The 25782-nt window shown below is 63.1% G+C and carries 22 protein-coding genes and 2 pseudogenes; 15 read left to right on the top strand and 9 right to left on the bottom strand.

Going from position 1 to position 25782, the window contains the following annotated elements; genetic code table 11:
* The first annotated feature begins 15 nt into the window (after positions 1 to 15).
* The 7 genes and pseudogenes from ACIPY2_RS05040 (at position 16) to ACIPY2_RS05010 (ending at position 6452) form a co-directional block, all read left to right on the top strand.
* Positions 16 to 1155 (top strand): thiolase family protein, encoded by a 1140-nt coding sequence (locus ACIPY2_RS05040; protein ID WP_400265278.1) that lies wholly within the window; start codon positions 16 to 18, stop codon positions 1153 to 1155.
* Positions 1152 to 1469 carry a zinc ribbon domain-containing protein gene (locus ACIPY2_RS05035; protein ID WP_400265277.1) on the top strand — a complete coding sequence of 106 codons (318 nt, stop codon included), beginning with the start codon at positions 1152 to 1154 and terminating at the stop codon, positions 1467 to 1469. Before ACIPY2_RS05040 ends, ACIPY2_RS05035 begins: the two co-directional genes overlap by 4 nt.
* Positions 1466 to 3061 carry an ATP-dependent acyl-CoA ligase gene (locus ACIPY2_RS05030; protein WP_400265276.1) on the top strand — a complete coding sequence of 532 codons (1596 nt, stop codon included), beginning with the start codon at positions 1466 to 1468 and terminating at the stop codon, positions 3059 to 3061. The genes ACIPY2_RS05035 and ACIPY2_RS05030 overlap by 4 nt, the downstream gene beginning before the upstream one ends.
* 27 nt (positions 3062 to 3088) lie before the next feature.
* Positions 3089 to 3241: pseudogene (locus tag ACIPY2_RS05025) on the top strand (LysR family transcriptional regulator); the annotation flags it as partial.
* 281 nt (positions 3242 to 3522) lie between these two features.
* Complete coding sequence (locus ACIPY2_RS05020; protein WP_400265275.1) at positions 3523 to 4038, top strand: LysR substrate-binding domain-containing protein; 516 nt, start codon at positions 3523 to 3525, stop codon at positions 4036 to 4038.
* 144 nt (positions 4039 to 4182) lie between these two features.
* Positions 4183 to 5895 (top strand): thiamine pyrophosphate-binding protein, encoded by a 1713-nt coding sequence (locus tag ACIPY2_RS05015; protein ID WP_400265274.1) that lies wholly within the window; start codon positions 4183 to 4185, stop codon positions 5893 to 5895.
* Between the two features lie 131 nt (positions 5896 to 6026).
* Positions 6027 to 6452 carry a hypothetical protein gene (locus ACIPY2_RS05010; RefSeq protein ID WP_400265273.1) on the top strand — a complete coding sequence of 142 codons (426 nt, stop codon included), beginning with the start codon at positions 6027 to 6029 and terminating at the stop codon, positions 6450 to 6452.
* Positions 6453 to 6469: 17 nt separating this feature from the next.
* On the opposite strand, the pseudogene ACIPY2_RS05005 reads toward ACIPY2_RS05010, so the two are convergent.
* From ACIPY2_RS05005 to ACIPY2_RS04995, 3 genes and pseudogenes are all read right to left on the bottom strand, one after another.
* A pseudogene (locus ACIPY2_RS05005) lies at positions 6470 to 6649 on the bottom strand (ANTAR domain-containing protein); the annotation flags it as partial.
* Positions 6650 to 7094: 445 nt separating this feature from the next.
* Positions 7095 to 8534 (bottom strand): SLC13 family permease, encoded by a 1440-nt coding sequence (locus ACIPY2_RS05000; RefSeq protein ID WP_400265272.1) that lies wholly within the window; start codon positions 8532 to 8534, stop codon positions 7095 to 7097.
* Positions 8535 to 8546: 12 nt separating this feature from the next.
* Positions 8547 to 9662 carry a PrpF domain-containing protein gene (locus ACIPY2_RS04995; protein WP_400265271.1) on the bottom strand — a complete coding sequence of 372 codons (1116 nt, stop codon included), beginning with the start codon at positions 9660 to 9662 and terminating at the stop codon, positions 8547 to 8549.
* A 239-nt stretch (positions 9663 to 9901) separates the two neighbouring features.
* On the opposite strand from ACIPY2_RS04995, the gene ACIPY2_RS04990 reads away from it, so the two are divergent.
* Positions 9902 to 10840 (top strand): LysR family transcriptional regulator, encoded by a 939-nt coding sequence (locus tag ACIPY2_RS04990; RefSeq protein ID WP_400265270.1) that lies wholly within the window; start codon positions 9902 to 9904, stop codon positions 10838 to 10840.
* A gap of 22 nt (positions 10841 to 10862) precedes the next feature.
* Here ACIPY2_RS04990 and ACIPY2_RS04985 read toward each other — a convergent pair whose 3' ends face one another.
* Complete coding sequence (locus tag ACIPY2_RS04985) at positions 10863 to 11675, bottom strand: hydrolase (protein WP_400265269.1); 813 nt, start codon at positions 11673 to 11675, stop codon at positions 10863 to 10865.
* A 167-nt stretch (positions 11676 to 11842) separates the two neighbouring features.
* Between ACIPY2_RS04985 and ACIPY2_RS04980 the strand changes: the two genes are divergently transcribed.
* Complete coding sequence (locus tag ACIPY2_RS04980) at positions 11843 to 12049, top strand: DUF2945 domain-containing protein (RefSeq protein ID WP_400265268.1); 207 nt, start codon at positions 11843 to 11845, stop codon at positions 12047 to 12049.
* An 8-nt stretch (positions 12050 to 12057) separates the two neighbouring features.
* A complete protein-coding gene (locus ACIPY2_RS04975; RefSeq protein WP_400265267.1) occupies positions 12058 to 13806 on the top strand; it encodes a pyruvate dehydrogenase in 1749 nt (582 codons plus the stop codon).
* Positions 13807 to 13834: 28 nt separating this feature from the next.
* Here the strand turns inward: ACIPY2_RS04975 and ligD are convergent, their stop codons facing one another.
* Complete coding sequence (gene ligD / locus ACIPY2_RS04970) at positions 13835 to 15079, bottom strand: non-homologous end-joining DNA ligase (RefSeq protein ID WP_400265266.1); 1245 nt, start codon at positions 15077 to 15079, stop codon at positions 13835 to 13837.
* Between the two features lie 89 nt (positions 15080 to 15168).
* Complete coding sequence (locus tag ACIPY2_RS04965) at positions 15169 to 15387, bottom strand: hypothetical protein (RefSeq protein ID WP_400265265.1); 219 nt, start codon at positions 15385 to 15387, stop codon at positions 15169 to 15171.
* A gap of 162 nt (positions 15388 to 15549) precedes the next feature.
* Between ACIPY2_RS04965 and ACIPY2_RS04960 the strand changes: the two genes are divergently transcribed.
* The 4 genes from ACIPY2_RS04960 (at position 15550) to ACIPY2_RS04945 (ending at position 20106) form a co-directional block, all read left to right on the top strand.
* Positions 15550 to 18447, top strand: a complete 2898-nt coding sequence (locus ACIPY2_RS04960) for an AAA family ATPase (protein WP_400265264.1) — start codon at positions 15550 to 15552, stop codon at positions 18445 to 18447.
* Positions 18448 to 18571: 124 nt separating this feature from the next.
* The gene (locus tag ACIPY2_RS04955; RefSeq protein ID WP_400265742.1) at positions 18572 to 19165 is read left to right on the top strand and encodes a dihydrofolate reductase family protein; all 594 of its coding nucleotides are present in this window, start codon (positions 18572 to 18574) and stop codon (positions 19163 to 19165) included.
* A 101-nt stretch (positions 19166 to 19266) separates the two neighbouring features.
* Positions 19267 to 19749: a pyridoxamine 5'-phosphate oxidase family protein gene (locus tag ACIPY2_RS04950; protein ID WP_400265263.1), complete on the top strand. Its 483-nt coding sequence runs from the start codon at positions 19267 to 19269 to the stop codon at positions 19747 to 19749.
* Between the two features lie 3 nt (positions 19750 to 19752).
* Complete coding sequence (locus ACIPY2_RS04945; protein WP_400265262.1) at positions 19753 to 20106, top strand: TraR/DksA family transcriptional regulator; 354 nt, start codon at positions 19753 to 19755, stop codon at positions 20104 to 20106.
* Positions 20107 to 20120: 14 nt separating this feature from the next.
* Here the strand turns inward: ACIPY2_RS04945 and ACIPY2_RS04940 are convergent, their stop codons facing one another.
* From ACIPY2_RS04940 to ACIPY2_RS04930, 3 genes are read right to left on the bottom strand one after another with little or no spacing between them, the layout of a single operon-like run.
* On the bottom strand, positions 20121 to 21392 hold the full coding sequence (locus tag ACIPY2_RS04940) for an MFS transporter (protein WP_400265741.1): 1272 nt from the start codon (positions 21390 to 21392) through the stop codon (positions 20121 to 20123).
* A gap of 40 nt (positions 21393 to 21432) precedes the next feature.
* Positions 21433 to 22632, bottom strand: coding sequence for a serine hydrolase domain-containing protein (locus ACIPY2_RS04935; protein ID WP_400265261.1), 1200 nt, complete (start codon positions 22630 to 22632; stop codon positions 21433 to 21435).
* Positions 22633 to 22683: 51 nt separating this feature from the next.
* On the bottom strand, positions 22684 to 24612 hold the full coding sequence (locus ACIPY2_RS04930) for an FAD-binding monooxygenase (protein WP_400265260.1): 1929 nt from the start codon (positions 24610 to 24612) through the stop codon (positions 22684 to 22686).
* A gap of 185 nt (positions 24613 to 24797) precedes the next feature.
* On the opposite strand from ACIPY2_RS04930, the gene ACIPY2_RS04925 reads away from it, so the two are divergent.
* The gene (locus ACIPY2_RS04925) at positions 24798 to 25733 is read left to right on the top strand and encodes a 5'-3' exonuclease H3TH domain-containing protein (RefSeq protein ID WP_400265259.1); all 936 of its coding nucleotides are present in this window, start codon (positions 24798 to 24800) and stop codon (positions 25731 to 25733) included.
* Positions 25734 to 25782: the final 49 nt, after the last annotated feature.

Here is a 25782-nt window from a genome sequence, read left to right as displayed (position 1 = left end):
ACTGAAAGGACCGACATGCCGGTCTCAATCATCGGGGCGGGGCAATCTGCCTACACCCGCCATCCCCAACCGGGCACCACCACTTCAGGCGTCATTGCGGGCGCAGTCAGGGCGGCCCTGACAGAAGCGGGCCTCACTCCGGCCGACGTGGACGGGTTCGCGGTCTCCAGCTTTACGCTCGATCCTGACCATGCCATCGACCTGGCGTGGCGGATGGGCTTCAGCCTGACGTGGCTGATGCAGGACACGAACGGCGGCGCAAGCGCCGGCGGAATGCTGCAGCACGCGGTTCGTGCCATCGAGGCCGGAGACGCCAAGGTCATTGTCCTGGCCTCCGGCGACCTCATGGAGGGGCAGGCCTTCGCCAAGCTGGTGGCCAACTACAACAGCGCAACCCGGGACCACTTGTCACCTCTGCCCATGAGCGGACCCAACGCCTTGTTCGCGATGCTCACCACGCGGCAGATGGACGCCCTTGGACTCACGCGTGAGGACTACGGCCACATTGCCATAGCCCAGCGGGAATGGGCAGGACTCAATTCCGGGGCCGTCTACCGGAAGGCCCTCACGATGGACGAGTACCTCGGTGCCCCGGTGGTTGCCACGCCTTTGGGCCGGTTCGATTGCGTGCCGCCGGTAACCGGTGCGGATGCCGTGGTCCTGGTCGCCGAACCGGGCGACGGCCGGCCCCGTGCGAACGTCCTGGCGGTACGTGCTTCCTACAACTCCGATCAACAAGACGGCAACGGGCTGTCCACTGGACTACGTTCCATCGCTGAAGCCGCTTGGACGGAGGCCGGGATTGGACCCGGGGACGTGGACGTTGCCTGCGTTTACGACGACTACCCGGCCATGGTGGTTGCCCAGCTCGCCGATCTCGGTGTCCTGCCGCCAGGGGAGGACCCGTCGACCTTCATCAAGCGTCGCATCGCCTCGCGTGAGCTGCCGGTCAATACTTCGGGAGGCCAACTCTCCGCAGGGCAGGCAGGTGCGGCCGGCGGCATGCACGGGCTCGTGGAAGCAACCAGGCAACTGCGCGGCACCGCAGGCCAGAGGCAAGTCCGTGCCCGCCATGCGGTGGTCAGCGGCTATGGCATGGTGCTGTACCGCTACGGCGCCTGCGCCACCATGACCGTGCTGGAGCGTGGAGCATGAGCCTCTCGGTCCAGGAATGCGCAGCATGCCAGGCACGGCTCTTTCCGGCACGCCTGTTTTGTACCGTCTGTGGCGGGGACAGCTTCCGCGGGATCGAGGTTGACCGCGGAACGGTGGAGGCGAGTTCCACGCTGGCGGACGGGACAGTCCTGGCCACGTTGACGCTCGACGGCGGACCCCGGGTCATTGCGCGACTCTCAGGTACCGCAGGGGAGCCGGGTCTTTCGGTGCCGCTCACCCATTCCAGGAACGCCGGCCCCGGCGTCCACGCATACATCCCAAGCAACCCCGACCTCAGTGAGGACCCCCGATGAACTTTTCCCTTGCCCAGCCCGGGCAGCGCCCCTTGACCATTCCTGAGATGCTCCTGGAACGGGCCAGGAAAGCACCGGATGCCCCCTTGTTCCGGTGCGGAGACGTCCGCCGCGACAGCAGGGCGATGGTGCGGGCCGTGGCTGAGGCTGGCGGCAAATTGCGCGATGCAGGCATAGAGCGCGGCCAGACTGTGGCTTTGATGTCCTCGAACAGGCCGGAACTGATGGACCTTATTCTTGGCTGCGCCTGGATCGGTGCCGTCGCTGTTCCCATTAATACAGCGAGCCGGGGTGAGCAATTGCGCCATGTTCTGGAGAACTCGCAAGCAGGCTTGGTCGTCACCGAGGAGGAGTTCTTGCCTCATCTGGCGGCGGTCGCTCCGGGAACGCTTAAGGCAGCGTGGATTATCGGCAGGCAGGGCGGCGGGGCTGTGGCGCCCTTCGATATCCTGCCCCTTCCGTCGGCGGGGCCGCGGGTGGATCCTGTGGATTCCGCCCCCTCGGCCACAGCCGCCATCCTGTACACCTCGGGAACCACAGGGGTTTCCAAAGGCGTGCTGTGTCCCCAAGGCCAGTTCTACTGGTGGGCCGTGAACATGACGGAGCAACTGGGCCTCAGGGCCGAAGATGTGCTGTACACGTGCTTGCCCCTCTTCCACACGAATGCCCTCAACGCATTCATGCAGGCCATTGAGTGCGGCGGGGAATACGTGCTTGGACCCCGGTTCTCTGCCTCCCGTTTCTGGGCGGATGCAGCTTCCGCGGGAGCGACTGTGACCTACCTGCTCGGGGCCATGGTGGGCATTCTGATGGGAAAGGATCCGTCGCCTGCCGAGCGTGCCCACCGCATCCGGGTGGCGCTTTCGCCGGCCACTCCTGCCCGCTTGGTCGAACCGTTCCGCGACAGGTTCGGAGTGCAGCTGTTGGACGGATACGGGTCCACCGAAACCAACTCGGTGATCGGATCAACCAACCAGGAATGGCGCGCGGGCTATATGGGCAAGGTCCGCCCCGGCTTTACCGTCCGGGTGGTGGACGCCGACGGCGTGCCGGTTCCGGACGGCGTGGCCGGTGAGCTCCTGATCCGCAGCGACCAACCGTACGCTGTTGCAACGGGCTATCACGCCATGCCGGAGGCAACGGCAAACGCTTGGCAGGACTTGTGGTTCCACAGCGGAGACAGGGTGGTAGTGGAAGACGGGGGCTGGGTGCGCTTCGTGGACCGCATCAAGGACGTCATTCGGCGAAGGGGCGAAAACATTTCCTCGATGGAAGTGGAACACGTCCTGCGCCAACACCCCGGAGTCCAGGAAGTTGCCGTCTACGCCGTCGATTCGGAGCTGGGCGAGGACGAGGTCATGGGTGCACTCATCCTTCGTGGGCCAGTGGATTTTGCGGAACTGACCGAGTTTTGCCGTCCACGCCTTGCGTCCTTTGCGATTCCGCGGTTTTTCCGCGTGATGGAGGAGCTTCCCCAGACTGAGAATGGCAAGGTCCGCAAGCATCTTTTGAAAGCGGCCGGCCGCGAGGCTGCCGACTGGGACCGTGAGGCCGTGTTTCCGCGCCGCGCGTCAGAGGCTGGCGCACGCTGATTCCGATGCCGCAAGTAGGATGAGGTGATGGACCTCCGGGGGCTGCTGACCACGCATGTGAAGCTGCGCCACTTGGTCATAGTGGTTGCCATCGCCGAACACGGCAGCTTGGTCCGTGCCGCCGAAGATCTGTACCTGACCCAGCCTGCGTTGAGCCGCGCGCTGGGTGAAGCTGAGCGCGCCGTGGGGGCTTCCTTGTTCGAAAGGACCGGGCGCAGGATGGTGCCCACTCCGGCAGGCCTGGCTTATTTGGAGCACGCCACGGCAGTCATCGGCCATTTGGGCACGTTGCGCCGGAGGGTGGATGAACTCACCGATCCCAAAGTTGGCCTGGTCCGCCTGGGTGCGCACGTGACCGGTGCAAACCTGCTGATTCCACGAGCCATTGCCCGATTCACTGCGGAGAGGCCGCGGGTGGAGGTCCACTCCGGGAGGCGCCCCCTGAAACGCTCATTCAGGAGTTGGGGAACGGGGACCTGGACCTGCTTGTGGGTCGCGTCACGGACCATCCCAGCACCTCGCGGCTTCGCCTCATCCCGCTCTACCGGGAAGACTTCCGGATTGTCGCAGCACCTTCGCATCCCGCCCACCAGGTACCCAACGTCGCGTTGGGGGATCTGGTGGGTTATCCGTGGGTGGTTCCGCTGGCCAATACACCTTTGCGGGACGAGTTGGAAGAGAATTTCCGGTTGGCCGGGCTGGCCCCTCCCGGGCAGCGGGTGGAATCTTCGACGCCGGCTACCTTACGGACCCTTGTGGCTGAGGCAGGGTTCCTGGCCCTCATGCCGGAATCCATGGCCGCCGCGGAGGAGGGGCTGCAAATGCTGGAGCTCCGGCTCGCCGGCCTGGCCCAACAGGTGGGCCTGATGTTCCATGCAGACCGTCCCATTGCATTGAGTGCTGAGCTACTGGCACGGAAATTGCAGGAGGTCGGCGCCGAGATCAAGCAGGAACTTCAGGATCCCGCTCAACCTTGAAAGCGAAGGACCGGAAGCCTGCCCCACGAACTTATATTTCGCTCTATTGACGATCGTAAAATCTGATCAATACTATTGAATGAAGCGGCATATGGGCTGAGCATCCAAGCGTTCGCTACCCAAGCCTGTTCAAAGGAGAAGACAATGACCGTGACAGCAAACAGGCTTGAGGCCTCCGGTGGGCAGACCGATTCGGTGACGCTCGAGGCTCGGAATGTCAGTGAACTCGTAGGTTTCACCCTCGCGCGACTGGGCGTCGGGCACGTTTTTGGCGTGGTCGGCAGCGGCAATTTTGCCGTGACCAATGCACTTCGCAAGGCGGGCGTTGCATACACTGCGGCGCGGCATGAGGGCGGTGCTGCCACCATGGCAGACGCGTATGGTCGGATGTCCGGAAAGGTTGGCGTGGTGTCCACGCACCAGGGATGCGGGCTGACCAACGCCGTTACCGGCATTGGAGAGGCGGCCAAGAGCCGAACCCCCATGATTGTCGTCACGGCGGACACGGCGGCGTCGGCCGTCGGGTCAAATTTCAAGATTGACCAGGACGGACTTGCCCGCAGCGTGGGCGCAGTTGCTGAGCGCATCCACTCTGCGGAAAGCGCGGTCGCCGATACTGTGCGGGCCTACCGCAAGGCGGTCAATGAGCGTCGGACCGTAGTCCTGTCGCTGCCTACCGATATCCAGGCAGCTCCCGTAGCGGGGAACAGCACGCCCGAATTACCCCTTCTGCCACCCCAGCAGTTTGCGCCGGCAGCTGCCGGCGTCGCGCAGCTGGCGGAGCTCATCCGCAGTGCTGAGCGGCCCGTCTTTGTCGCCGGCCGTGGCGCACGGGGAGCAGGGCCGGAGATTGCCGCGCTGGCCCAAGCGGCGGGCGCCTTGCTGGCGACTTCCGCCGTCGCGCATGGCCTCTTCGAGGGCGACCCGTACAACCTGGGCATTTCGGGCGGATTCTCGTCGCCCTTCACTGCGCAGGCCATATCCCAAGCCGATCTGATCGTGGGTTGGGGCTGCGCCCTCAACATGTGGACCATGCGCCATGGCTCCCTGATCGGTGCAGGGGCCAAGGTGGCGCAGGTGGACGTTGAAGACGCGGCGCTCGGCGCCAACCGTCCTGTCGACTTGGGGATCCTCGGCGACAGCGGAGAAACAGCCAGGTCCGTCCTTGCTGCCCTGGAAGGATGGGGTCACAACGCCACGGGTCTCCGCACCGTAGAGATTGCCGAAAATATTGCCCTGCACTCCCGCTGGAACACCGAAGAGACAGAGGATCTCTCTACTGCCGAAAGCATCGACCCCAGGGTGTTGAGCCGCGAGCTTGACCGAATGCTTCCCCGGGAGCGGATTGTGTCCGTTGATTCCGGGAATTTCATGGGTTACCCAAGCGCGTATCTCGCTGTTCCCGATGAATTCGGATTCTGTTTTACCCAAGCCTTCCAGTCCATCGGGCTGGGACTCTACACAGCCATTGGGGCCGCCAAAGCCCGACCGGACCGCTTGCCTGTCCTGGGCGCAGGCGACGGCGGGTTCCTGATGGCAATATCCGAGCTGGAAACACTGGTCCGCGAACGCATACCGCTCGTGGCAATTGTCTACAACGATTCCAGTTACGGCGCTGAAGTCCATCATTTCGAGGCAACGGAGGATGAGCTGGCAGTGGTTCGCTTTCCGTCCGTTGACATAGCTGCGATAGCCCGGGGGTATGGGGCCGCCGGAGTGACTGTGCGTAGTGTGGCGGATTTGCAGGCCGTACAGGAATGGCTGGACGGCGCCAAGGAGTCACCGTTGATTATCGATGCCCGGATTGCCTCCGACGGTGGCGCCTGGTGGTTGGCGGAAGCGTTCAAGGGGCATTAGCAAAGTGGCGGATTTGTTATCAGTGAAATATTGCTAAGCAGCCTTATTAGTGGTGTGCTGGTAGCAGGACGCAACGCTCGTCCTGCTGCCAGACCCTGACAGGCCAGCACCGTCGACACACCGGAGCCACCATGCACCGTATTAGTGGTCCAAGCCTCCCCAAGCTGACCCAGGATATCCGGCCCCTCGGATGCCTGCACTGCGGGTCCAACGAGAACGTTGCGATCGAATCGATCGAATCCCTGCCCCCGCATCCGGGTGAACTGCAGGTCCTGGTGGGTTATGTGTGCCGGAAATGCCAGGGCAACTACCAACATGCGGCCAGGTTCCGTGACGTGGCGGCGATCATGAACAAGTCACGGTCCTTGGAAGGGCTGCTGCGATTCGGCGGTCAGTACTTTCATTGCGGAGAGGCGATGCCCGTGGTCGGCTCGAACACCAAAAGCATTTACGCTCCGCTGTCCACCGAGGACCCGGAGGAGGAAGCCGTGGCCGTGAACGTTGGCACCAGCGTGCTCCGGTGCCAATGCGGATTCCAGCTGGAGGTTCCGAACTAGCCTGCGGTTTCTCCGGCTCACGTGAAGTGAGTCAGTGTTGGCCCGCCACCGGCGTTCCGCACGATGGATGCCGCAAGGTCGCGGAGCTTGATGTTCCGGTGCGAGGAGGCCTGCACAAGGATTTCCATCGCCTCTTTCTGGGTGCATCTGTTCTGGGCGAGTTCCTTGGACGCCTGGGCCACGAAGTCCTGGTCGGCAAGCGAAGCCCGGCCTTGAAGCCGGTGGCGGCTGGGGGGAGAGTCTCGGTCTCAGAAGACTCTGTCGCCACCGGCTTCGTCCAGGGCCGGACCGCCTTGCGACGGCCGGTGCACCGGCTGAGGGAGACCGCCGGTGCGGGTAGGGAATCCCGGTGATGCTTGGGGCTGACCGTGCTTCCTTGAAACAGTTAACCGTGCGGTGGATCACCAGACCCGAGTAGTTGGTACTCGAATCGTGGGGGACCTCGCGGCCGTTGCTACCCTTCGTGTACTCACCCCCGCCATTTCGCCTACTTGGTACCAGCAGGAAAGGCAGGGCAGCCGCGTGGGCTACCCTGCCTTTGGTGCGTATGGTCCGCCTGCCCCGTCTTTCGGGTTTCCTGTTGCGGTGGAGTTGCAGGTTACCTTACGCCGGCCGGACGTTGGATCCGGCAGTTCGTGATGCCTACATGATGCCCGTGGGTACCAGCAGCGCCCAAGCCAGTGCGGGAGCCACGAGGACCACTCCGCCGGCGTACATCATGAGCTGGCGGTAAACCCGCTGGCGGTCGGCGTCGCGTGCATTGGCGACAACCAGAGCCCCGTCCGTCGAGAACGGCGACACGTCTACGACCGTGGCAGCAATGGCAAGTGCCGCGACAGTGCCGGATGCGCTGAGGGAACTGGTTGCGAGCAGTGGACCGGCCATGGGGATGAATGCCGTCAGGAGAGCCGTGGAGGAGGCGAATGCGGATCCGACACCGATGACATAGCAGAGGACCAGCGCGATCAACAGGGGTGCGCCAAGTGCCAAGGCCATTTCAGCGAGGGTGTCGATGACACCCACATGCTGAAGCAGGGAAACGTAGGTGATCATGCCGGCCACCAACAGGACGGTGGACCACGAGATGCCGCCGATGAAGGTCTTGTGTTCCTTGATATTGACGAAAGCCAGGAGCAGGCCGGCTGACAGGGCAACGAATCCGATCGGCATGCGGAAGCCCAGGGTGCAAACAAGGATCACCAGGATCAGCGCCAACGTGAACAACTGCTGGCCGCTGGGCCGGCCGATGCGCGGGGTTTCGAGTCCTGCATACTCGTTGGCGTGCTTGTCGCGGAGCTTTCCAAAGACGGCAAAGAGCACGATAGTGAGCGCGGACAGGATGAAGTTGAGAGCGAAGCTCGCCAGGAACAGTGCGCCCTGATCGATCGGGAAGCCGTTTTTGTGGGCGATGTCATGCACCAGGACGCCGGCGACGGACAGCGGGGAGAAGCCACCGGCGTGGGCGCCGTTGATGACGAAGGCACCCATCAACACGGGGTGGATCCGGGACTCGTAGGCAAGGCCGAGGGCGGCGGGAGCAAGCAAGGCAACGGCCGCGGGCGAGAAGGTTCCCAACGAGGTCAGGGCGGCTGCCATGAGGAAGAACACCCAGGGGAGGAGCATGGTCTTGTCCCTGACCATCCGTACGCAACTTTGGACGATGATGTCGATCGACCCGTTGCGCTGGGCCATGCTGAAGAAGTACGTGACACCGATAATGGTCAGGACGATGCTCGCGGGGAATTCCTCGAGGATTTCCTTGTCCGACATGCCGAGCACGAAATAGCCGACGCCGAAGGAGGCAACGAGCCCCATCACACCGATGTTGAGGGGCCACTTGGTAGCCACTACAAACATGATGACCAGGATCACCAGCGGGATGATCTGCGTGGCGGTCATGGTCGACTCCGATCCCGCGGCGGCCGAGGGGTTGACCAGGGTTCCTCCGAACAGGAGGGCGGCCAGGCCCAGGAGGGCGATGGCGGCAGCCGTCACCAGAAGGATACGACGGCGGCGTCCGGGCCGCGCTTGTATGTCTTCAGGGGCGGTGCGTGGCGGGGTCTTTTCTGCGATCTTGGTCATGATGCTCTCTCTTCATCGAGTGGCGCCGGCAAGGGAGGCGCCGACGTTGTTGTCGAGCGTCTCGGGCAAATGGATGGTGGTGTTTGCGATAGTGCGGGCAGTGCGGTCGACGCCGACCAGAAGTGATCCACCCTGCTGTTCGCTCCAGGTTTCGATCATTCCGGCCGGTGTCCGCAGGCGCAGGACAGCCGGCACGGCTCCTGTCAGTTCATGCAGGACGGTTCCCTCGGTCCGGGCGGCTAGGGTGAGGGCGATGCTTCCGGTGATGGCAAGCGCGGGGTGGGGCTTGCCCATGGAAAGCATCATGACGCTGGCGTCGCTTTCCATGTCCGTGTCTGCGGGGCCGGCCACAAGTGCCACTTTGGGAATGGCCCGCGCGGCCTCGGCAGGCGTTGCTGCCAGCCCCATCCGGACAGCCGCTTCGCGACGGATCACGTCGAGGGTTGCCAGATGCGGTTCCACCTGCCGGGACCAGCCGCCATGATCTTCAGGGTCAAGCCCGAAATCCGTGGCGCGGAGGATAACGACCGGCGCGCCGGCATCAACCATGGAGACCCTCCATGTGGTGCCGTTGGCATCGACTGTGTCCGTGGCCGATCCCGTAGGCAGGAGCTTGCCTGTGGTCTTCCCCTCGGGATCCTGGAATCCGAGGCCTACCTGGTAGCCCGGGAACGGCACACCGGGCATGTTCGCCTGCGGTGTGATGGGCAGGGCGCCCGAGGGTGTGTCCACCCGTTGAATGATGATCTGCCCGGTGTTGGTATTGCGGGTGACGATCTTCGTGACGTCACCCGTGGGAACTACCCAGCCTTTTTCAATGGCGTACAAACCCACCACCGCTGAGCAGTTGCCGCAGTTGCTGCCCCAGTCCACTGCGGCCTCTTCGATCCCTACCTGGGCGAAAGTGAACTCGACGTCGATGTCGTCATCGACGGGCCGGTTGAGGATCATGGCCTTGCTTGTTGTGGAGGTGGCCCCGCCCACGCCATCGATCTGGCGGTGGTCCGGGCTGCCGAACAAGCGGGGAAGCAACACGTCCGGGCTGGTACCGGTTTCGGCCAGGTTCGCCGTCACAAACACCCAGCACTTGCTGGTGCCTCCTCGCATCCAGTCAGCTTCGATCTTCATGATCTCTTCCTTGCTCTCTGTGTCCCGACGTGTTCAGGGGCACACTTCGAGATTGATCCAGATCACAGATGAAGACAATGTCGGATAAATTGCGGGGGATGTAGGGATGCTTAATTCATTACGAATAAAGGGCCAAGGTCCAGCCCGAACTGGCGCTGGACCCCCTCTGACAAGCCTGTCATTGCTGAATAGGCTTAGAGAATGCATAGAATGAACCACCTCAACAGAAGGGTGAAGCAGTGCTTAACGATTCGGATCAAAGCCTTTTTGATATTCGGCGGCTTGCCTTGCTGGTGGAGGTGGTGGAGCAGGGTTCAATCACTGCTGCAGCCGATTTGATGATGTACACGCCGTCGGCTGTGTCCCAGCAACTCCGCAAACTGGAGCAGGAAGTGGGCCAGCCACTGCTCAACCGACGCTCCAGGGGAGTGGTGCCCACGGAGGCCGGCCAGATGCTTGCGGCCCATGCCCGGAAGATAGTGGCGCAGATGAACGCTGCCCAGGCCGACCTCGATCAGATCGCGGGCTTGCGCCGGGGTTCCCTCACGGTGGGTACGTTTCCCACCCTTGCGGGCTCGTTCCTTCCCCTGGTGATCCGCGCTTTCAAAAAGAGATACCCTGCTATCGGGCTGGCGCTTCGAAGTGCCCGCTTCGAGGAACTGGTGAGCGACCTCCAGTCAGGAGTCACCGGACTGTGCCTTCTCTGGGATTACCCGTGGAGCCGGTTCCACGATGACAGCATCCGGACTACGGAAGTCTTCCAGGAGAGCACGGTGCTGCTGGTTTCCCGGACGCACCCCCTCGCCGAACGGGACCAGATAGGCATGGAAGAGCTGCGCAAGGAATCCTGGATCGTCCGGGCTGAGGCGCATCCGGTTGTCGAAGTCCTGCAACGATCAGCGCAGGCGGCCGGGTTCGAGCCCTCCATCGGCTTCCTGGCCAACGACTATCAGGAAGCCCAGGCCATGGTGAGTGTTGGAATGGGTGTTGCGCTTGTCCCCAAGACCGCCGTGGCCCTTCAGCATCCGGACGTAAAGGTCATTGGCCTGGGCCCGGATGCGCCGCTGCGACGGGTCTTCCTGGCCCAGCGCCAGGACAAGGTCTATGCCCCGGCGGAGGTTGCCTTCCATTCAACACTGCTCGAGATCGCCCGCGATCACGCAACGGACTACCTCTGATGGTGGATATTGCTTCGGACCCTCAGGTCAGATGGTCGTAATCGCCGCGGGCCCAGGCTGAGTGCCTGATGGCCGATTCGCGCAGTACTGCCTTGGCGTCGGCGGCGATCACATTATTGAAATTGCCATACATCCGGTCGAATTCCAGCTGGTTCAATTGTTCGGCCAAGCGAAGCGCCACAGCCCCGGACAACGGAATGTGGTTGGGGTAGCTGCGCATGAAGGCAACGGAGCGACGGTCCGGATTGGGGAAGACGCTGTCTCCGGTCAACAGGACTCCGCGGCCCTCCGCTCCAGCAGCCCAGTGGGCTACGGCGCTGCCCGGAAAATGCCCTCCGGTCTGGTGAAGAATCAGTCCATCGGTGATGGTCGCGGTGCCCGACCACGTCCTGATGGCGGGATCGTCACGGCCCAGCCACTCCCGGTCCGCTTCTGCCACCAGGACGGCAACGCCGCCCAAGCGCCTCGACCATTCAACCTGAACGCCGAACATATGCGGGTGACTCGCCGCGATGGCCAGGACAGGCCCTTCCCCGAGGATCGCTTCCACCGTGACGTCGTCCACGTAGCCCGGGGGATCCCACAGCAAAGACCCGGCGGCTGTGACCACCAACTGGGCGGTTTGTCCGATCCCCACCTTGGGTTCGGTCCGCAACCCGAAGAGTCCCGGTTCGTTCTCATGCATGGTGATTCTTTGTCCGGACGATTCCAGCACGTCAAGGGTGACCCATCGTTGGCCGTCTTCCACAACGTACTGCCGTTCGTCGTCGCAGACAGGGCAGAGAACCGGCAGCGGCTCGTCCCGTTCAACGCCGCATGTGGCGCAGATCCACATGGTTCTCCTTTCGGGCGCGGCGGTTCAGCCGTCGCAGTCGTGTGGCAGTTGCATCAGACTAAGACACTCGGTGCGGAGGAGGAAGCAACGCGGCCCGGCACATTGTCACCCTGCTTACTATGGTGGTGCGCCCGGAAAACCAGAGCAGCAACAATAAAGGAGCTGGCATGGCACTAAGCAAGGGAACACGCGTGGAATGGAATACCTCCCAGGGCAAGACCCACGGCAAGATCGTTGAAAAGAAGACCAGCGATTTCGAGTTGGACGGCAACCTGCACCGTGCCAGCGAAGACGATCCGCAGTACGTGGTGGAGTCCGGGAAAACAGGTGCACTGGCCGCCCACAAGGGTTCGGCCCTGACGGAAAAGAAGTAGCCCGGACCATGGCCAAGGAACTAGCCACGCAGCTCATTGAACAACTCCAGGCTGCGGGTGTGCAGCGGATCTACGGGATAGTGGGCGACAGCCTGAATCCGATCGTGGACGCCGTGCGGCAGACTGGCTGCGCGGCGAAAGGCGGTATTGACTGGATCCATGTCCGGCACGAGGAAGCTGCCGCATTCGCTGCCGCAGCCGAGGCCCAGCTCACGGGAAAACTTGCCGTCTGCGCCGGCTCCTGCGGTCCGGGCAACCTGCACCTGATCAACGGCCTCTATGATGCCAACCGGACAGGGGCGCCTGTACTGGCGATCGCCTCGCACATACCCAGCAAACAGATTGGCAGTGGATTTTTCCAAGAGACGCACCCTGACCGGCTCTTCAACGAATGTTCGGTGTACTCGGAGCTCATCAGCACGGCCGAGCAAGCGCCGCGCGTCATGCACAGTGCCATCCAAAGTGCCCTGGCGCTGCGCGGCGTGTCCGTAGTGACCCTTCCTGGCGATATCGCCGGCCTTGATGCGACGGCGCCAACGCCCCTTCCGGCGGCATTCCGGCAGGCCCTGTTGGTCCCGGACCCGGCCAGCGTCCAGGAACTCGCCGATGCGATCAACGACGCCGGCAAGGTCGCCATTTTCGCCGGAGCGGGGGTAGAGGGTGCCCACGGCGAACTGATTGCTTTGGCGGAACTGCTGAAGGCCCCCATTGGCCACTCACTTCGGGGCAAGGATTTTGTCCAGTACGACAACCCCTTCGACATCGGCATGACAGGGCTTCTTGGGTATGGCGCCGCGGCCGAGGGCATCGAAGACGCCGATCTGCTGCTTCTGCTAGGCACCGATTTCCCCTATGACCAGTTCCTTCCCGATACCCGTACTGCCCAGGTTGACCACGCCGCACAGCGGCTGGGGCGGCGGACCGACGTCGACATTGCAGTCCATGGCGACGTGCTGCCGACTTTGGCCGCCTTGATGCCCTTGCTTAAGGCCAAGTCGAGCCGCAAGTTCCTTGACCAGATGCTCAAGAAGCACGACCGGCTGATGAACAAAGCGGTGGGCGCCTACACCCGCAAGGTTGAGAAGAAACAACCCATCCACCCCGAATACGCTGCTTCCCTGCTGAACCAGGTAGCCGCCGAAGACGCGGTATTCACGGCCGATACCGGCATGTGCAATGTGTGGACCGCCCGCTATATCAATCCGCTCGGGACGCGAAGGCTGATCGGCTCCTTCCTTCACGGGTCCATGGCAAACGCCCTTCCCCACGCTATTGGCGCTCAGTTGGCCTACCCTGGCCGCCAGGTTGTCTCCGTTTCCGGTGACGGTGGACTGTCCATGCTGCTGGGCGAGTTGATCACGGTAGCCGCCCATAGGCTCCCCGTGAAGGTGGTGGTCTTCAACAACTCCACCTTGGGCATGGTCAAGCTGGAGATGCTGGTGGATGGATTGCCGGACTTCGGCGTTGATGTGCCGGATGCAAACTACGCCGCAGTTGCCGCGGCCCTGGGATTCCATGCGGTGCGGGTCACCGACCCCGCAGACATCGAATCCGCCTATCGGGAGGCTTTCGCACACCCCGGGCCATCCCTGGTGGAGCTCATCACCGATCCGCAGGCGCTGTCCATTCCACCGAAGATTTCCGGCTCCCAGGTCGTTGGGTTCGCTACGGCAATGTCCAAGGTTGTACTCAACCGTGGTGCGGGGGAGGCAGTCAGCATGGCTCGCAGCAACCTCCGCAACATCCCGCGCAGGTAGGCAGGGCCCGGCTCCAGGCCGGGCAGCCTCAGGCGCCCGGCCTGCCCGGCCACTCCTTGCCCGCCCAGGGATCATAATCGGCGATCAGTTCTTCCTGGACGGGACGCTTCACCTCGGGTATGTGCTGAAGATTGACCCGCACGCGATACCAAAGCGAACTGGAACCGCGCATCCCATCCACCAGCACATCGGCGGGATGCAGCTCCGGAACCACGTCGCCATGGAGATCTTTCCATTTCTCCAGGGCGGCAAGGGCCTCGGGCTTTGTCATGGTCCGCGCCACTTCAATGAGCGGCATCACGGACTTCCTTCGTCCCGTACCGTCGCCGCTCCGTGGGGCTTTCTCGGCCGGGCCAAGCTCCTCAGCGAGGGCCAGGAGCCCATCCAGCCTGCCCGCAGAATCGTCAATTCCGGCATGCGGATCGCCCACGCCGGCAAAGCGCGCGGGAACGGTCAGGACAGTAAATTGCTCCGGACGAGCCCGGGACACCTCCTCCCAACTGAGAGGAGTTGAGACCCGGGCGTCGGGCAGCGGGCGGACCGAATAGGCCGAAGCCACGGTGCGGTCTTTGGCATTCTGGTTAAAATCAACGAACACGCTCTCACCGCGCTCTTCCTTCCACCACCGTGCCGTAGCCAGGCCCGGAGCCCTGTTCTCCACTTCCCGGGCCAGCGTTTCCGCGGCCAATCGCAGCTGGCGGTAGTCCCACTCCGGTGCAATGCGCACCAGGATGTGCAGCCCCCGTGATCCACTGGTCTTGGGCCATCCCACCAACCCGGCATCATCAAGAACTTCCCGGGCTACGTAGGCAACATCAATGATCTGCGACCAGTCCACTCCGGGCATGGGATCCAGATCGATCCTCAGTTCATCGGGATGGTCAAGGTCCTCTGCGCGCACGGGATGCGGGTTGAGGTCCAGGCACCCCAGGTTGACCACCCACGCCAGTCCGGCGGCATCCCGGATGACGGCTTCCTCCGCAGAAGTTCCGGAGGAATAGCGCAGCGTAGCCGTGTCGATGAAAGGCGGGTGGTTGTCCGGGACCCGTTTCTGGAAGAACGGCTCGGAGTCGATGCCCTTCGGGAATCGTTTCAGGACCATTGGCCTTCCGCCGGCGCCCCGCAGGGCGCCCTCCGCCACGTCCAGGTAATAGCGGACCAGGTCGAGTTTGGTGATCCCCGGTACTGGAAAGACGATCTTGTCCGGGCTTGAAACGCGGACTTCCTCGTCGCCAACGGTAAGGATCTCTGCCGGGGTCTTGGACGGAGTCATGCCGCCACGCTAGCAACGATCCTTACACCGGACCAGAGTCCGGCGGGGCGTGGTGAATGCCTGGCCGGGGAGGGCCTGTTGGTACCCGGCTATCTCTGTTCGGGGATCCAGAACGGAGCATCAGCACCCGTGCCAGTCAGGACATCACAGCGGACCAGTTGCGTCCCGATGCGTTCCTGGGGGCAGTCAACATACGTAGAGATTCCTGCTTCTTTCGCCACCGAGTCGTCGGCTGAGGCGCCAACGATTGAGGCCAGCACCACCGCGCAGGCACCTAGACGCGATACCAAAAGAGTGAGCGTTTCCATGGCTGAGGTCCCTTCGACTTCTTTTGCAACGACTCCTTCACTCTCCTCTGCGCGTGCTGTCCTAACATCAGGAATGGGTCCTTGGAAAAGCTAGCTGGACCCTTGGATTTGCTGGAAGAACGTGGACTTTCCCTCAGGGCTTCAGAGTGCCAGTCTTGAGGAATGACGGTGTTGGCCGGACAGGACGCCCCGCGCTTGGTGGGCCGGGAGGAAGAGCTCGCGCAGTTGGTCCGGCAACTCGAGGGGCTCAAAGACGGAACATCAAGGACCATCCTGGTGCTTGGAGATGCAGGCATTGGCAAAACTGCCTTGGTCGCCGCCGTCCGGGCCTCAGTTCCGGACCAATACGCCGTTCTGGCCGGAGCCGCACTGCCATTGAAATCCTTGGACATCCACTACCACGCGTTGCGCTCCGCCTTCCGCTCCGCGGACAGCCTCGCTTCGCCGCGGCCCTTCAGTCCCGGGGCGGTTGGAACCGAAGCACCGCAGTTCATCGACCAGTGGATCGAATCAGTCACCGCACGAAGGCCCCTGTTGCTTGCTATCGACGACCTTCAATGGGCCGACGCGGACACCCTGGACATGCTGATGTTTATCATCGCTGGGCCTGTAGACCGCCCATTGGGAATCGTGGGCACCGTACGCTCGGAAGCCGTGGTTGACGGCTGCCCCCTTCAAGGCTGGCTAGCGGACGTAAAGCGGCTGCCGAACGTCTCGCTGGCGCGGTTGGGTCCCCTCGACCGCCCGGCCTCCGCAAACCAGATTGCATCGCTACTGGGTTACCAGCCCGCGCAGTCCCTGGTTTCGGAAATCTTCGGCCACTCTGCCGGTAATCCATACTTCACCAGACTCTTGGTGGAGGGCCTGGACGTGCGCGATGGCCGCCTCCCAACTGGGTTCCCTGCGGACCTACGCGACGCCGTGCTCCGGTCATGGCAGGGATTGTCTACGGAAGGACGTCGATTAACCCAGATCCTTGCCCTGGGCGGCAATCCTGCGCCGCTATCCAGGTTCGCCCAGGTGGCGAAGGCCTCCATCCCGGGAATCCAGATTCGCCACGAGCTGGATGCTTCGATGGCCGCAGGCATCGTGGAATTGGAACGCGATGGTACATACTGGTTCCGCCATCCCCTCATTCCGGAAGTGCTTGAGCTGGAAACCGCTGCCGAAGACCGGCTGGAATGGCATGCTGCGTTCGCCAGGGTGTATGAGGAAGCACTGGACAGCCAAACCGGAGACGCACAGGCATCCCAGTCACTTGCGAACCACTACTTCAACTGCGGCCGCTGGGACGCGGCCCTCCGCTGGACACTCGTTGCCGCCTCCCACCGTGAGTCAAATGGGGAATGGCCGGAAGCACTCGAGCTGTTGGAGCGGGCCGTGGACTTGCACAGCAGGGCCCGCCAAGCACCCAAGGACATGAAGGAGCTTTGGGAACGTGTCCGGACAGCTGCCTTCAATTCCGGCGACTTCCGCGCTGAACTGCGGGCCATCGAGTCTTTGCTTACCCTCGCCGACCCGGCGCGCGAGCCACTCGGCGTGGCCGCGCTCTTGGTGCGGCGTATGCACTTGCGAATGTCGGTGGGGGAGTCCTTCCTGGATTTGGCTGACGTGGTAAGGGCCGGGCAGTTGGCTGCAGGCGACCCGCTGAGCTGGCAGTACGTCCTGGCCTCGGCTGAAACGATCCACGTCCGCCTATGGAAGGACCAATACCGTGGTGTTCCCTCCACTTCCGACGTAGTGTCCTTGGCGCGACGCGTCGGTGACCACAGGGCGCTCAGTTTTGCCCTGACTGCCTCTGCCATGGAGCGGGTTTTTGCGGGCGATCCCCGTCCCGCAGTGGGATTGGCCCGTGAGGCAGCAGCTGAAGCACTGACGGGAGGCGACTACTGGGCCTACTGCCACGCTGTGGCCTGGTTGGGCAATGCGGAGGAGGGCTGGGTCAGCCGGAAATACGGGGAGATCATGCGCTCTGCCCGCGAGGAACTGGCACAGGCTCGGGCTCCACATTCGTTCATGTCCAAAATCGCTGCGGACGAGGCGGCAAGTTTCCTGGCCGTGGGTTCGTGGCGGGACGCCAAAGTGGCCTTGCGAACGGCCGTCAGCTTTGATCCCGGGCCGATGGGCGATGTTAGCGGCCGGCTCACCATGGCGCGCTTGGACGCCCTGCAAGGACGAACACAGGATGCTTTCGCGCATCTCGGAAGGGCGGAGGAGGTGAACCGCGACAGCGACGCATTCGTAAACCTCGGTTTCGCAGCAGTCCGCTCCGAACTGAACGTGATTGCCGGCCGTTCCAGCGATGCCTTGGATGTCGCTGTGGCGGCCGCATCGCGGCCCGGACCGCCTCCTACGATGTGCGAGTGGCTGCTCCCTTTGGCCGCAAGGGCCTTGGCCGACATGGTTCAGGACGCCAGAGACTCTGACCTGCCTACGGCCGCACTTCTGGACGCAGCAGCTGATCTGAAAGAACGGTTTCCAGTGGTGCTGACCGATGCAGGCGCGCTGACACCGCTGTATGCCAGTCAGATTAAGGCCTTCAACATGCTGTACGACGCGGAGATTGGACGCGCCAGGAATCAAGGCGGTACCACGGGCATCTGGGTTCTGGCCGCTGATGCCTGCAAGGAAGCTTCCCTGGCGTGGGAGGAAGCTTATGCCTGCCAGCGCGCTGCCGAAACGATCCTTCTGCGAGGGCGGGGGAAGGGCAATGCGGTAGAGATCCTGAAGAGGGGATTGGCGTTGGCCCGCGAACTTCAAGCCACACCCGTCGAGACCGCACTCAGGGTCCTGGCGGATCGCTCGCGCATACCGTTGGCGAGCGAAGCTGCCCGAAGGCCGTCGACAGCCCCTGCCCATTGGTCCTTGACTCCGAGGGAGGCTGTCATCCTGGAGCACCTTGTGGCGGGTAAGACCTACCGGGAAATTGCCACGGCTCTTTTCATCAGTGAAAAGACTGTCAGTTCACACATCTCCAGCGTCCTGCGCAAGGCCGGGGCTGCGAATCGCATAGACCTCGCACGGAAGGTGGCCGGCGCACAATCCGGGCAAGGAACATAGCGGCATCAACCCCTTGAAGGTCTGTTTCCCTCAGCGTTACCATGGCCGCCACCAGCCGGGCAACACGTCATTGAAGGAGCCAACCGTGAGCCAGACCGAGTCAGAAAAGACGTCTGCCGAGTTGATGGTGGATCTGATCATCACACTGGACGGCTACGCCTCGGGAGAAGGCTGGCCGGGATGGTGGGGACTGGAGGGACCGGAGTATCTTGCCTGGTTGGAGGAAGAAGGGAAAAAAGACTACACCCTGCTGATGGGCGCCAACACCTACCGCGTGATGTCCAGCCTCTCGCAGCAAGCGGCGGACCAGGCTTCGGAGTTTTCCGAAGAGGAGGGCGCCAGCCTGACGGGCCTCGCCGCAATGCCGAAGGTCATTTTCTCCAACTCGCTTAAGGAGCCTCCCGCGTGGCCCAACACGGAGCTGGTGCGCGGAGACGCCGTGGAGAAGGTAAAGGAGATGAAGCGCACACGGGGGGGAACTTTGAGCACCCTTGGCAGTATCAGCCTTGGCAGGTCCCTGCTCTCGGCCGGCCTCGTGGATCGCTTTCGCCTGGTGGTGTTTCCCGTGATCACAGGCCGTACCGGGAGTGAACGAATCTACGATGGCTATCCGGACATCGCGTTGGACCTGGTGGAAAGCAGAACCTTCGACGGCCGTTCGCAGCTACTGGAATACATCCCCAGCATCATTGAAGGACCGCCGCCCGCACGCTCCTGAGTGACCACGGAATTTTCGGACAACTAGAAAATAAGGAAGCTTACTAATAGGCTGGCGAGTGGGGATGGTCCCTTGGACGGCAGGCTGAAAGAGGCGAACGCATGGCTGAAGAGCAAGGCATCGGCAAAGTAACGGACATCATCAACCACTCCCGGATCGGGATGCTGACAACCCTGGATGGGGAGGGGGCCCTGGTCAGCCGTCCGCTGGCGGTTCAGGACGTCCGGGACGACGGTGATTTGTGGTTCTTCACGGGCTTGGGCACTTCCCAGGTAGCGCATGTCCGGGCCGATCCACGGGTCAATGTCTCATTCGGCAAGAACACCGAGTGGGTGTCCGTAGCGGGCACTGCGGAGGTAGTCACCGACCGTGAAAAGATCCGCCACATGTGGAATCAGGCCGTGGAGGCATGGTTCCCGGACGGTCCCGAAACGCCTGAAGTATGTTTGCTTCGCGTCGACTCGGACTCCGCGGAGTACTGGAGCAGCCCGGGTGGCACTGCCGCGACGGTAATCCAGTGGGTCAAGTCGAAGGTCACCAATTCACGCATGAGTGTTGGCGAAAGCGGGACGGTGGAACTCTGATCCATGGTTGACACGCAGCGCTTCCGGATCCTGCTCGAGGAGGAGCGGGCCCGGAAGCTCACGCTCCTTGCGTCCCTGCGCAGCGATATCTCCTCTGTCAGCGCCGCCCGCATTGACTCGAATGTCGACGATGAACACGATCCCGAAGGCAGCACCATAGCCTTCGAGCTCTCGCAGGCCTCGGCGCTCCTGGACCAGAGCCGACTGGGCCTGGAGCAGATCGACGCGGCGCTGGCCCGCATCCACGACGGTACCTATGGAACCTGTGCTGTTTGTGGCGATGCAATACCCGAGGGCAGGCTTGAGGCCAGGCCATGGACTGCTTATTGCGTAAAACACGCTTCGGGGCGCAAGTAGGGCCGGATCTACCCTCACGCGATCGATTCGCGCCCCGGGCCGGAAGGTGTTGTTGCTGCCCGGTCCGCGGCTGCTGCCTGCTTGCGGCTCGCCAGCAGGAACGGGACCGCGAACAGTTCGATCAGGCCCGCCATTGCCAGCGATGCAGGATAGCCGTAGAGATCGGCTCCCCGTCCAAGGAGCGGCTGTACCACCACGCCCCCGCTGGATCCCATGAGCGAATCGAAGCTGAGGACAGTGGCACGTTGCTTTGAGGGGATCAAGTCGTTCACGTAGGCCTGCCTGACCGGGGTGGCGGCCGAGCCAACCATGGCCCAAACAGCCAGCAACACCAAGGCAACCCAGAAAATGCGCGTATAGCCCAGTACCAGCAGGATGACTGCCCCCGTCACGCTGGACAGGACAAGCACGGACGTCCGCTTGTGGAAGAGGTTGCGCGCATGCGGTGCGAGCCAACCGCCGACGATCTGTGAGCCTGCCACGATCGCGGCCGCCAGTCCGGCAACGGAGTACGCCTTCGGGTCGCCGAACAGTTCCAGCAGGAACGGCTGCAGTGCGTAGAAGACGTAGATCCCGACGCCGGCACTGAAGGGAGCGGCCAACATCACGTAACGTACGGGCGGATTTTTCAGGCCGTTGTCGATGGAGGCGGCAAGAACCGCCCGCGTGGCTGCCAAGGGGCGCCCTGCCCGCTCAGGTGCAAAGCCGACGTCGTGCATCAGCCGGAAGGCGACAATAAACATTGCCAGCAGGACCGCAACGCGTGCCAGGAACGGAACTCCCAGGTTGGTGGCCTGGGCCATGATGCCACCGGCTACCGAGCCCACCAGCATGGCGAAGCCCTGCACCATCTGGCCGCGCCCCAGGACCTGTTCCAGACCGCCCTCGTAGCCCGTGAAACGGAGGGCGTCCACCAGCCAGGCTTCCACGGCGCCTGAGAAGAAAGTGAAGCCCAGCCCCAACGGGACCGACACCACAGCCCACATCCAGAAGGGCGCAGAGATTTGCCACATGACGTAGTACAGATACGTGGAGGCCGCCAGCGTGACGGTGCCCAGAAGGAACGAGGTCCTGCGTCCCCACCCGTCGGCGACCACCCCGGTCGGGACTTCGAACAAAACCATCCCGGCTGTGAAGAACGCATTGGCGGCGAACGCTTCCAGGTTGCTGAGCCCTGCGTCCAGCAGGAACAGGGTATTGATGCCCCAGATGAAGGACGCCGCGATGGTGTTGCCGAGCGTCAAGGTCAGGTAGACGCGCTGGATCCTGCGGGCGGCATCGTTCAGGGTGTCGCCGCTGCCTTCTGCGCGAGGGTGGGCCACGTGCCTATTCTCGTCCCGTTGAAGGCCGCCCGCCACTGGAATCCGGGCAGAACTTATCCAGGGTTTCCTGGGAGGCTGACACCATCTGCGACGAATACAACCCCACCCGGCCTGCCACTTCTGCCGCGTCGGTGTCAGCCGGCATCGGTGGCAGTGCCATGGCCATCGCAACCTGGGTGCCGCCGTCGGCACTGTTGACCGAGGAAGTGAGGTAGCCGGCGACGTCGCCGGTCTGGCCGAATCTGTACCCCGACGCACAGCTGATGCTGAATCGCTGCAGTCCGAGGCCGTGGCTCCCCAGGCCCGTATTCTTCATCTCGGCAAGCAGGGGCTGCGGAAGGAGGCGGCCGGACAGGAGAGCGCGATAAAACCCGTTGGTATCGGCGGTAGTGGATACCAAGCCGCCCGCGGGGGAGCCCACAAGGTATTCAGCTTGCGTAACGTCCTCGCGGCTGGCCCCCACCGTTACATATCCGTGCAGGTTGTCGCGGGCTTGCCGGTCCTGCTTGCCCAGCGAAGTCCTGCCCAGGCCGAGCGCTGTGAAGATGTCTTGCTGCAGCACCTCGGCAAGCGGTTTACCGCGCACATCCTCGATCAATAGCCCCAGGGCCAGGTAGTTGGACTCGGAGTAGTTGAAGAACCCTTTGTTGAACGATTGCCACGGTAGCTTCGCCGCCAGCATCAAGCCCTGGCCCGGCGTGAGTTGCTTCTCCAGGACATCCCTGACCGGCAGGTCCCGGTACAGTGCGTCGCGGAAATCCGGCAGTCCCGATGTGTGGTTCAGGAGTTCACGAACCGTCACGTCCCCAGGTGGCTTCAAAGCCGGGACGAGGCGGGCAAGATCAGCGTTGACCGGGCGGTCGAGCTCCAGCCGCTTCTCGTCAACCAGCTTGAGAACCTCCGCCGCGACCATCGACTGGGTGACGCTGGCGGCCGTGTAGCGGTCCTGGGGACGGGCGGGGTCGTTAGTGTCGAGGTCGCGTACGCCATAGGCTTTGGACCATTCCCCGCCCGGCCATCTCACTTGGACCACAACAGAGGTCGCACCCTCCTCCATGAAGTGCAGGATGGTTCGTTCAAGAGGTTCCGTGGTTCCCGGCGGGGCAGGCGAAGGCGTCGGCCCGGGTGCGCCGGCCGTGCAACCACCAAGGAACCAAGTGCTGAGCATAAGGACCAGCAGGAACCTACCCGGCCCGTAGCCCATACGCCCGTTGTACGCCCGGACCGAAGCAAAAACCAGACTCTTGCGGCAGTGTCAGGCGTGGCTGAGTTGGTTGGTATCCTCTACCGCTGCGCCATGCGTCGCCGGACGCAGGCCGGCGAAGAATTGGCCGAGTTCTGCCGTTGCCGTCAGGGGCAGGATGTTGGCGACGTATTGGTCCGGCCGGACCACCACGACGACGCCGTCGCGGCTGAGCCCGCGCTGTTCAAAGATGTCGTTGCCGGGGTCCGTGCCGAAGACCTTTTCGAGGTAGGTGAGTTTGAAGGGCCCGACGGTGGGTTTGAAGACCGCGGGGACGGCAGTGATGTCTACGCCGGTGTGGTCTTGCTGGTAGATGACCTTGACATCGAACCACGCGTCGCGGTCAAGGTTCGACGGCGTCGCCGCCAGCGGTGAGTCACGTGCGGTTTCGAGCCACTGGGCCAGGTCCGCGACGGCACCGGGGGCACCCGCCTGTGCCGTGTCGGCGAAGACGTAGATCCGCCAGCGGCCGTCGGCTTTGGCGTGGTGGCCCAGGTGCATGGGGTTGGTGTCGCAGACTCGCTGTACTGGTGCGGATTTGAAGCGTTTGCCCATGGGGAAGCCGGTGGCGAGGCCCTGGTGGGTGGCTTCGGCAACGAGCATGGAGGGGGCGTATTGGGTCATGAAGCCGGCGGGGAATTCGGCGGTGCTGGTGTAGAAGGTTTCTAGTTCGGTGGGGTCCTTGAATTCCTCGGGCTTTTTGGCCATGAGGGTGGACCATTCCTTGTCGAAGTCGATCAGGTTCTTGGCCACGACCTGGCGTTCGGCTGAGTAGGTGTCCAGCAGCGATTCCGGGGACCGGCCCTCGAGGACGTGGCCGAGTTTCCAGCCGATGTTGAACCCGTCCTGCATGGAGACGTTCATGCCTTGCCCTGCTTTTGCGGAGTGGGTGTGGCAGGCGTCGCCGGTGATGAACACCCGTGGGGTGCGGATGCCGCGTTCGTCCGGCAGGACGTCGTCGAACCTGTCAGTGAGGCGGTGACCGACTTCGTACACGCTGTGCCAGGCGACGTTGCGGACATCCAGGGTGTACGGGTGGAGGATGTCGTTGGCCTTGGCGATGATCTGCCCAATGGTGGTCTTGCGGACCTCGCCGTGATCATCGGCAGCGACCTCGCCCAGGTCCACGTACATGCGGAACAAGTGTCCGCCCTCGCGGGGAATCAGCAGGATGCTGCCGCCCTCGCCGGACTGGATGGCGCACTTGGTCCGGATGTCCGGGAAGTCAGTCACGGCTAGGACATCCATGACACCCCAGGCGTGATTTGCCTGGTTCCCGGCGAGGTGGCAGCCGATGGATTCGCGGACCTTGCTGCGGGCGCCGTCGGCACCAACAACGTATTTGGCACGGATAACCCGCTGCTGGCCTTCCTCCGCGCCGGAGGTGTGAAGAAGCGTCACCTCAACCGGGTACTCGCCCTCGCCCGAGACCTTCAAGCCCACGAACTCGTAGCCGTAGTCCGGCTTGATCCGTGCCGGGGAGTTGGCCGCGAACTCCGCGAAGTAGTCCAACACGCGGGCCTGGTTCACGATCAAATGCGGGAACTCGCTGATTCCCGCTGGATCGTCCACGGCGCGAGCGGCCCGGACAATTTTCGAATGGTCCGACGGGTCCGGCTTCCAGAACGCCATTTCGGTGATCCGGTACGCCTCGGCAATGATCCGCTCGGCAAAACCAAACGCCTGGAACGTCTCCACGCTGCGGGCCTGGATCCCATCGGCCTGGCCAATAGCGAGGCGCCCCGGACGCCGCTCAATGATCCGTGTGGTGATGTGAGGGAACTGGGCAAGTTGGGCTGCTGTCAGCATTCCGGCCGGGCCCGTACCCACGATCAGGACGTCGACCTCGTCCGGCAGGGCCTCCGGGCGGTCAATACCGACGCCGGCTGCCGGCTCTACTCGCGGGTCACCGGATACATAACCGTGGTGGTGGAACTGCACGGGCTTTCCTCACTTCTTTGTGGGTAACTAACTGAGATGAATAGGCGTGTTCGATAATAGAACACCACGTTCGATTATCGCTCAACTAATCGTAATGCGGCTCACATTCCGGTTCAAGTCCCCGGAGCTTTAACGACCCTTTGCAGAAATACGGGGAATGAAGCAGAGCCGTGTCAGGATCAGGTATGCCTCGCCTCATGCTCCTGGACACCGCTTCCCTGTACTTCCGCGCCTTCTACGGTGTCCCGGACACGATCCGCCGTTCCGACGGGACATCCGTCAACGCCGTCCGCGGGCTGATGGACATGATCGCCAGGCTCGCTACGGACTACCAAGCCACCCACCTTGTGGCTTGCTGGGACAACAACTGGCGGCCTAACTGGCGGGTGGACCTCCTTCCCAGCTACAAGGCCCACCGGGTGGCGCGGACGGTGGCCGGTGGTCCGGACATCGAGGAGGTGCCCGAGTCCCTCACCGCCCAGATTCCCTTGATCCGCCACGTGCTGAACCTCGCGGGCATCGCCGTCGTGGGCGTTGACGACCACGAAGCCGACGACGTGATCGGCAGCTATGCGAGCCAGGCAACCATGCCCGTGGATGTCGTCACCGGCGACCGCGATCTGTTCCAGTTGGTTGATGACGCGCGTGGCGTCCGGGTCATCTACACAGCACGCGGCATGCGGAACCTTGAGGTCCTCACGGACGTGGAAGTTGTTGGCAAGTACCGCGTCCTGCCGCAACAATACGCGGACTTCGCGACGCTGCGCGGCGACTCCTCGGATGGTTTGCCGGGAGTCGCCGGCATCGGCGAAAAGACCGCAGCATCCCTCCTTGCCACACATGGATCGCTCGAAGGGCTTCTGGAGGCGGCCGAGGATCCCGACGGCGGCCTGTCCGCCGGGGTGAAGGCCAAGCTGGCTGCCGCGACCGACTACCTGAAGGTGGCACCGGCTGTGGTGAAAGTGGCCCGCGACCTGGACATCCCCGGCTTGGAACAGGCCGGTGCCACGCTGAAGCCCGTCCCTGGAGCCTCGAGGAAAGAGCTGCAGCAGTTGAGCTCCGAATGGAACCTCGGCGGGGCCGTGCAGAGATTGTTGGAAGCGCTGGACAGCAAGGGCTGAAGTCACCGGTTAGACCTTGGTTGGGACGGCGTTGTTGCCAGGGGAATCA

Origin of the sequence: Paenarthrobacter sp. NPDC089675 (assembly GCF_044749185.1) — a bacterium.
GTDB lineage: Bacteria > Actinomycetota > Actinomycetes > Actinomycetales > Micrococcaceae > Arthrobacter.
Note: the sequence above shows the minus strand (reverse complement) of the source record. Positions and strands in the feature narration are given on the sequence as shown.

Bases quoted from the DNA above. Each gene is read 5' to 3' on its own strand.
- ACIPY2_RS05000 (WP_400265272.1), bottom strand. From the start codon at position 8,534: ATGACCAAGATCGCAGAAAAGACCCCGCCACGCACCGCCCCTGAAGAC.
- ACIPY2_RS04935 (WP_400265261.1), bottom strand. From the start codon at position 22,632: ATGGGCTACGGGCCGGGTAGGTTCCTGCTGGTCCTTATGCTCAGCACT.
- ACIPY2_RS04985 (WP_400265269.1), bottom strand. From the start codon at position 11,675: ATGTGGATCTGCGCCACATGCGGCGTTGAACGGGACGAGCCGCTGCCG.
- ACIPY2_RS05010 (WP_400265273.1), top strand. From the start codon at position 6,027: ATGCACCGTATTAGTGGTCCAAGCCTCCCCAAGCTGACCCAGGATATC.
- ACIPY2_RS05015 (WP_400265274.1), top strand. From the start codon at position 4,183: ATGACCGTGACAGCAAACAGGCTTGAGGCCTCCGGTGGGCAGACCGAT.
- ACIPY2_RS04975 (WP_400265267.1), top strand. From the start codon at position 12,058: ATGGCCAAGGAACTAGCCACGCAGCTCATTGAACAACTCCAGGCTGCG.
- ACIPY2_RS04950 (WP_400265263.1), top strand. From the start codon at position 19,267: ATGGCTGAAGAGCAAGGCATCGGCAAAGTAACGGACATCATCAACCAC.
- ACIPY2_RS04980 (WP_400265268.1), top strand. From the start codon at position 11,843: ATGGCACTAAGCAAGGGAACACGCGTGGAATGGAATACCTCCCAGGGC.
- ACIPY2_RS04955 (WP_400265742.1), top strand. From the start codon at position 18,572: ATGGTGGATCTGATCATCACACTGGACGGCTACGCCTCGGGAGAAGGC.
- ACIPY2_RS04965 (WP_400265265.1), bottom strand. From the start codon at position 15,387: ATGGAAACGCTCACTCTTTTGGTATCGCGTCTAGGTGCCTGCGCGGTG.
- ACIPY2_RS05030 (WP_400265276.1), top strand. From the start codon at position 1,466: ATGAACTTTTCCCTTGCCCAGCCCGGGCAGCGCCCCTTGACCATTCCT.
- ACIPY2_RS04945 (WP_400265262.1), top strand. From the start codon at position 19,753: ATGGTTGACACGCAGCGCTTCCGGATCCTGCTCGAGGAGGAGCGGGCC.
- ACIPY2_RS04995 (WP_400265271.1), bottom strand. From the start codon at position 9,662: ATGAAGATCGAAGCTGACTGGATGCGAGGAGGCACCAGCAAGTGCTGG.
- ACIPY2_RS05040 (WP_400265278.1), top strand. From the start codon at position 16: ATGCCGGTCTCAATCATCGGGGCGGGGCAATCTGCCTACACCCGCCAT.
- ACIPY2_RS04960 (WP_400265264.1), top strand. From the start codon at position 15,550: ATGACGGTGTTGGCCGGACAGGACGCCCCGCGCTTGGTGGGCCGGGAG.
- ACIPY2_RS05035 (WP_400265277.1), top strand. From the start codon at position 1,152: ATGAGCCTCTCGGTCCAGGAATGCGCAGCATGCCAGGCACGGCTCTTT.
- ligD (WP_400265266.1), bottom strand. From the start codon at position 15,079: ATGACTCCGTCCAAGACCCCGGCAGAGATCCTTACCGTTGGCGACGAG.
- ACIPY2_RS04925 (WP_400265259.1), top strand. From the start codon at position 24,798: ATGCCTCGCCTCATGCTCCTGGACACCGCTTCCCTGTACTTCCGCGCC.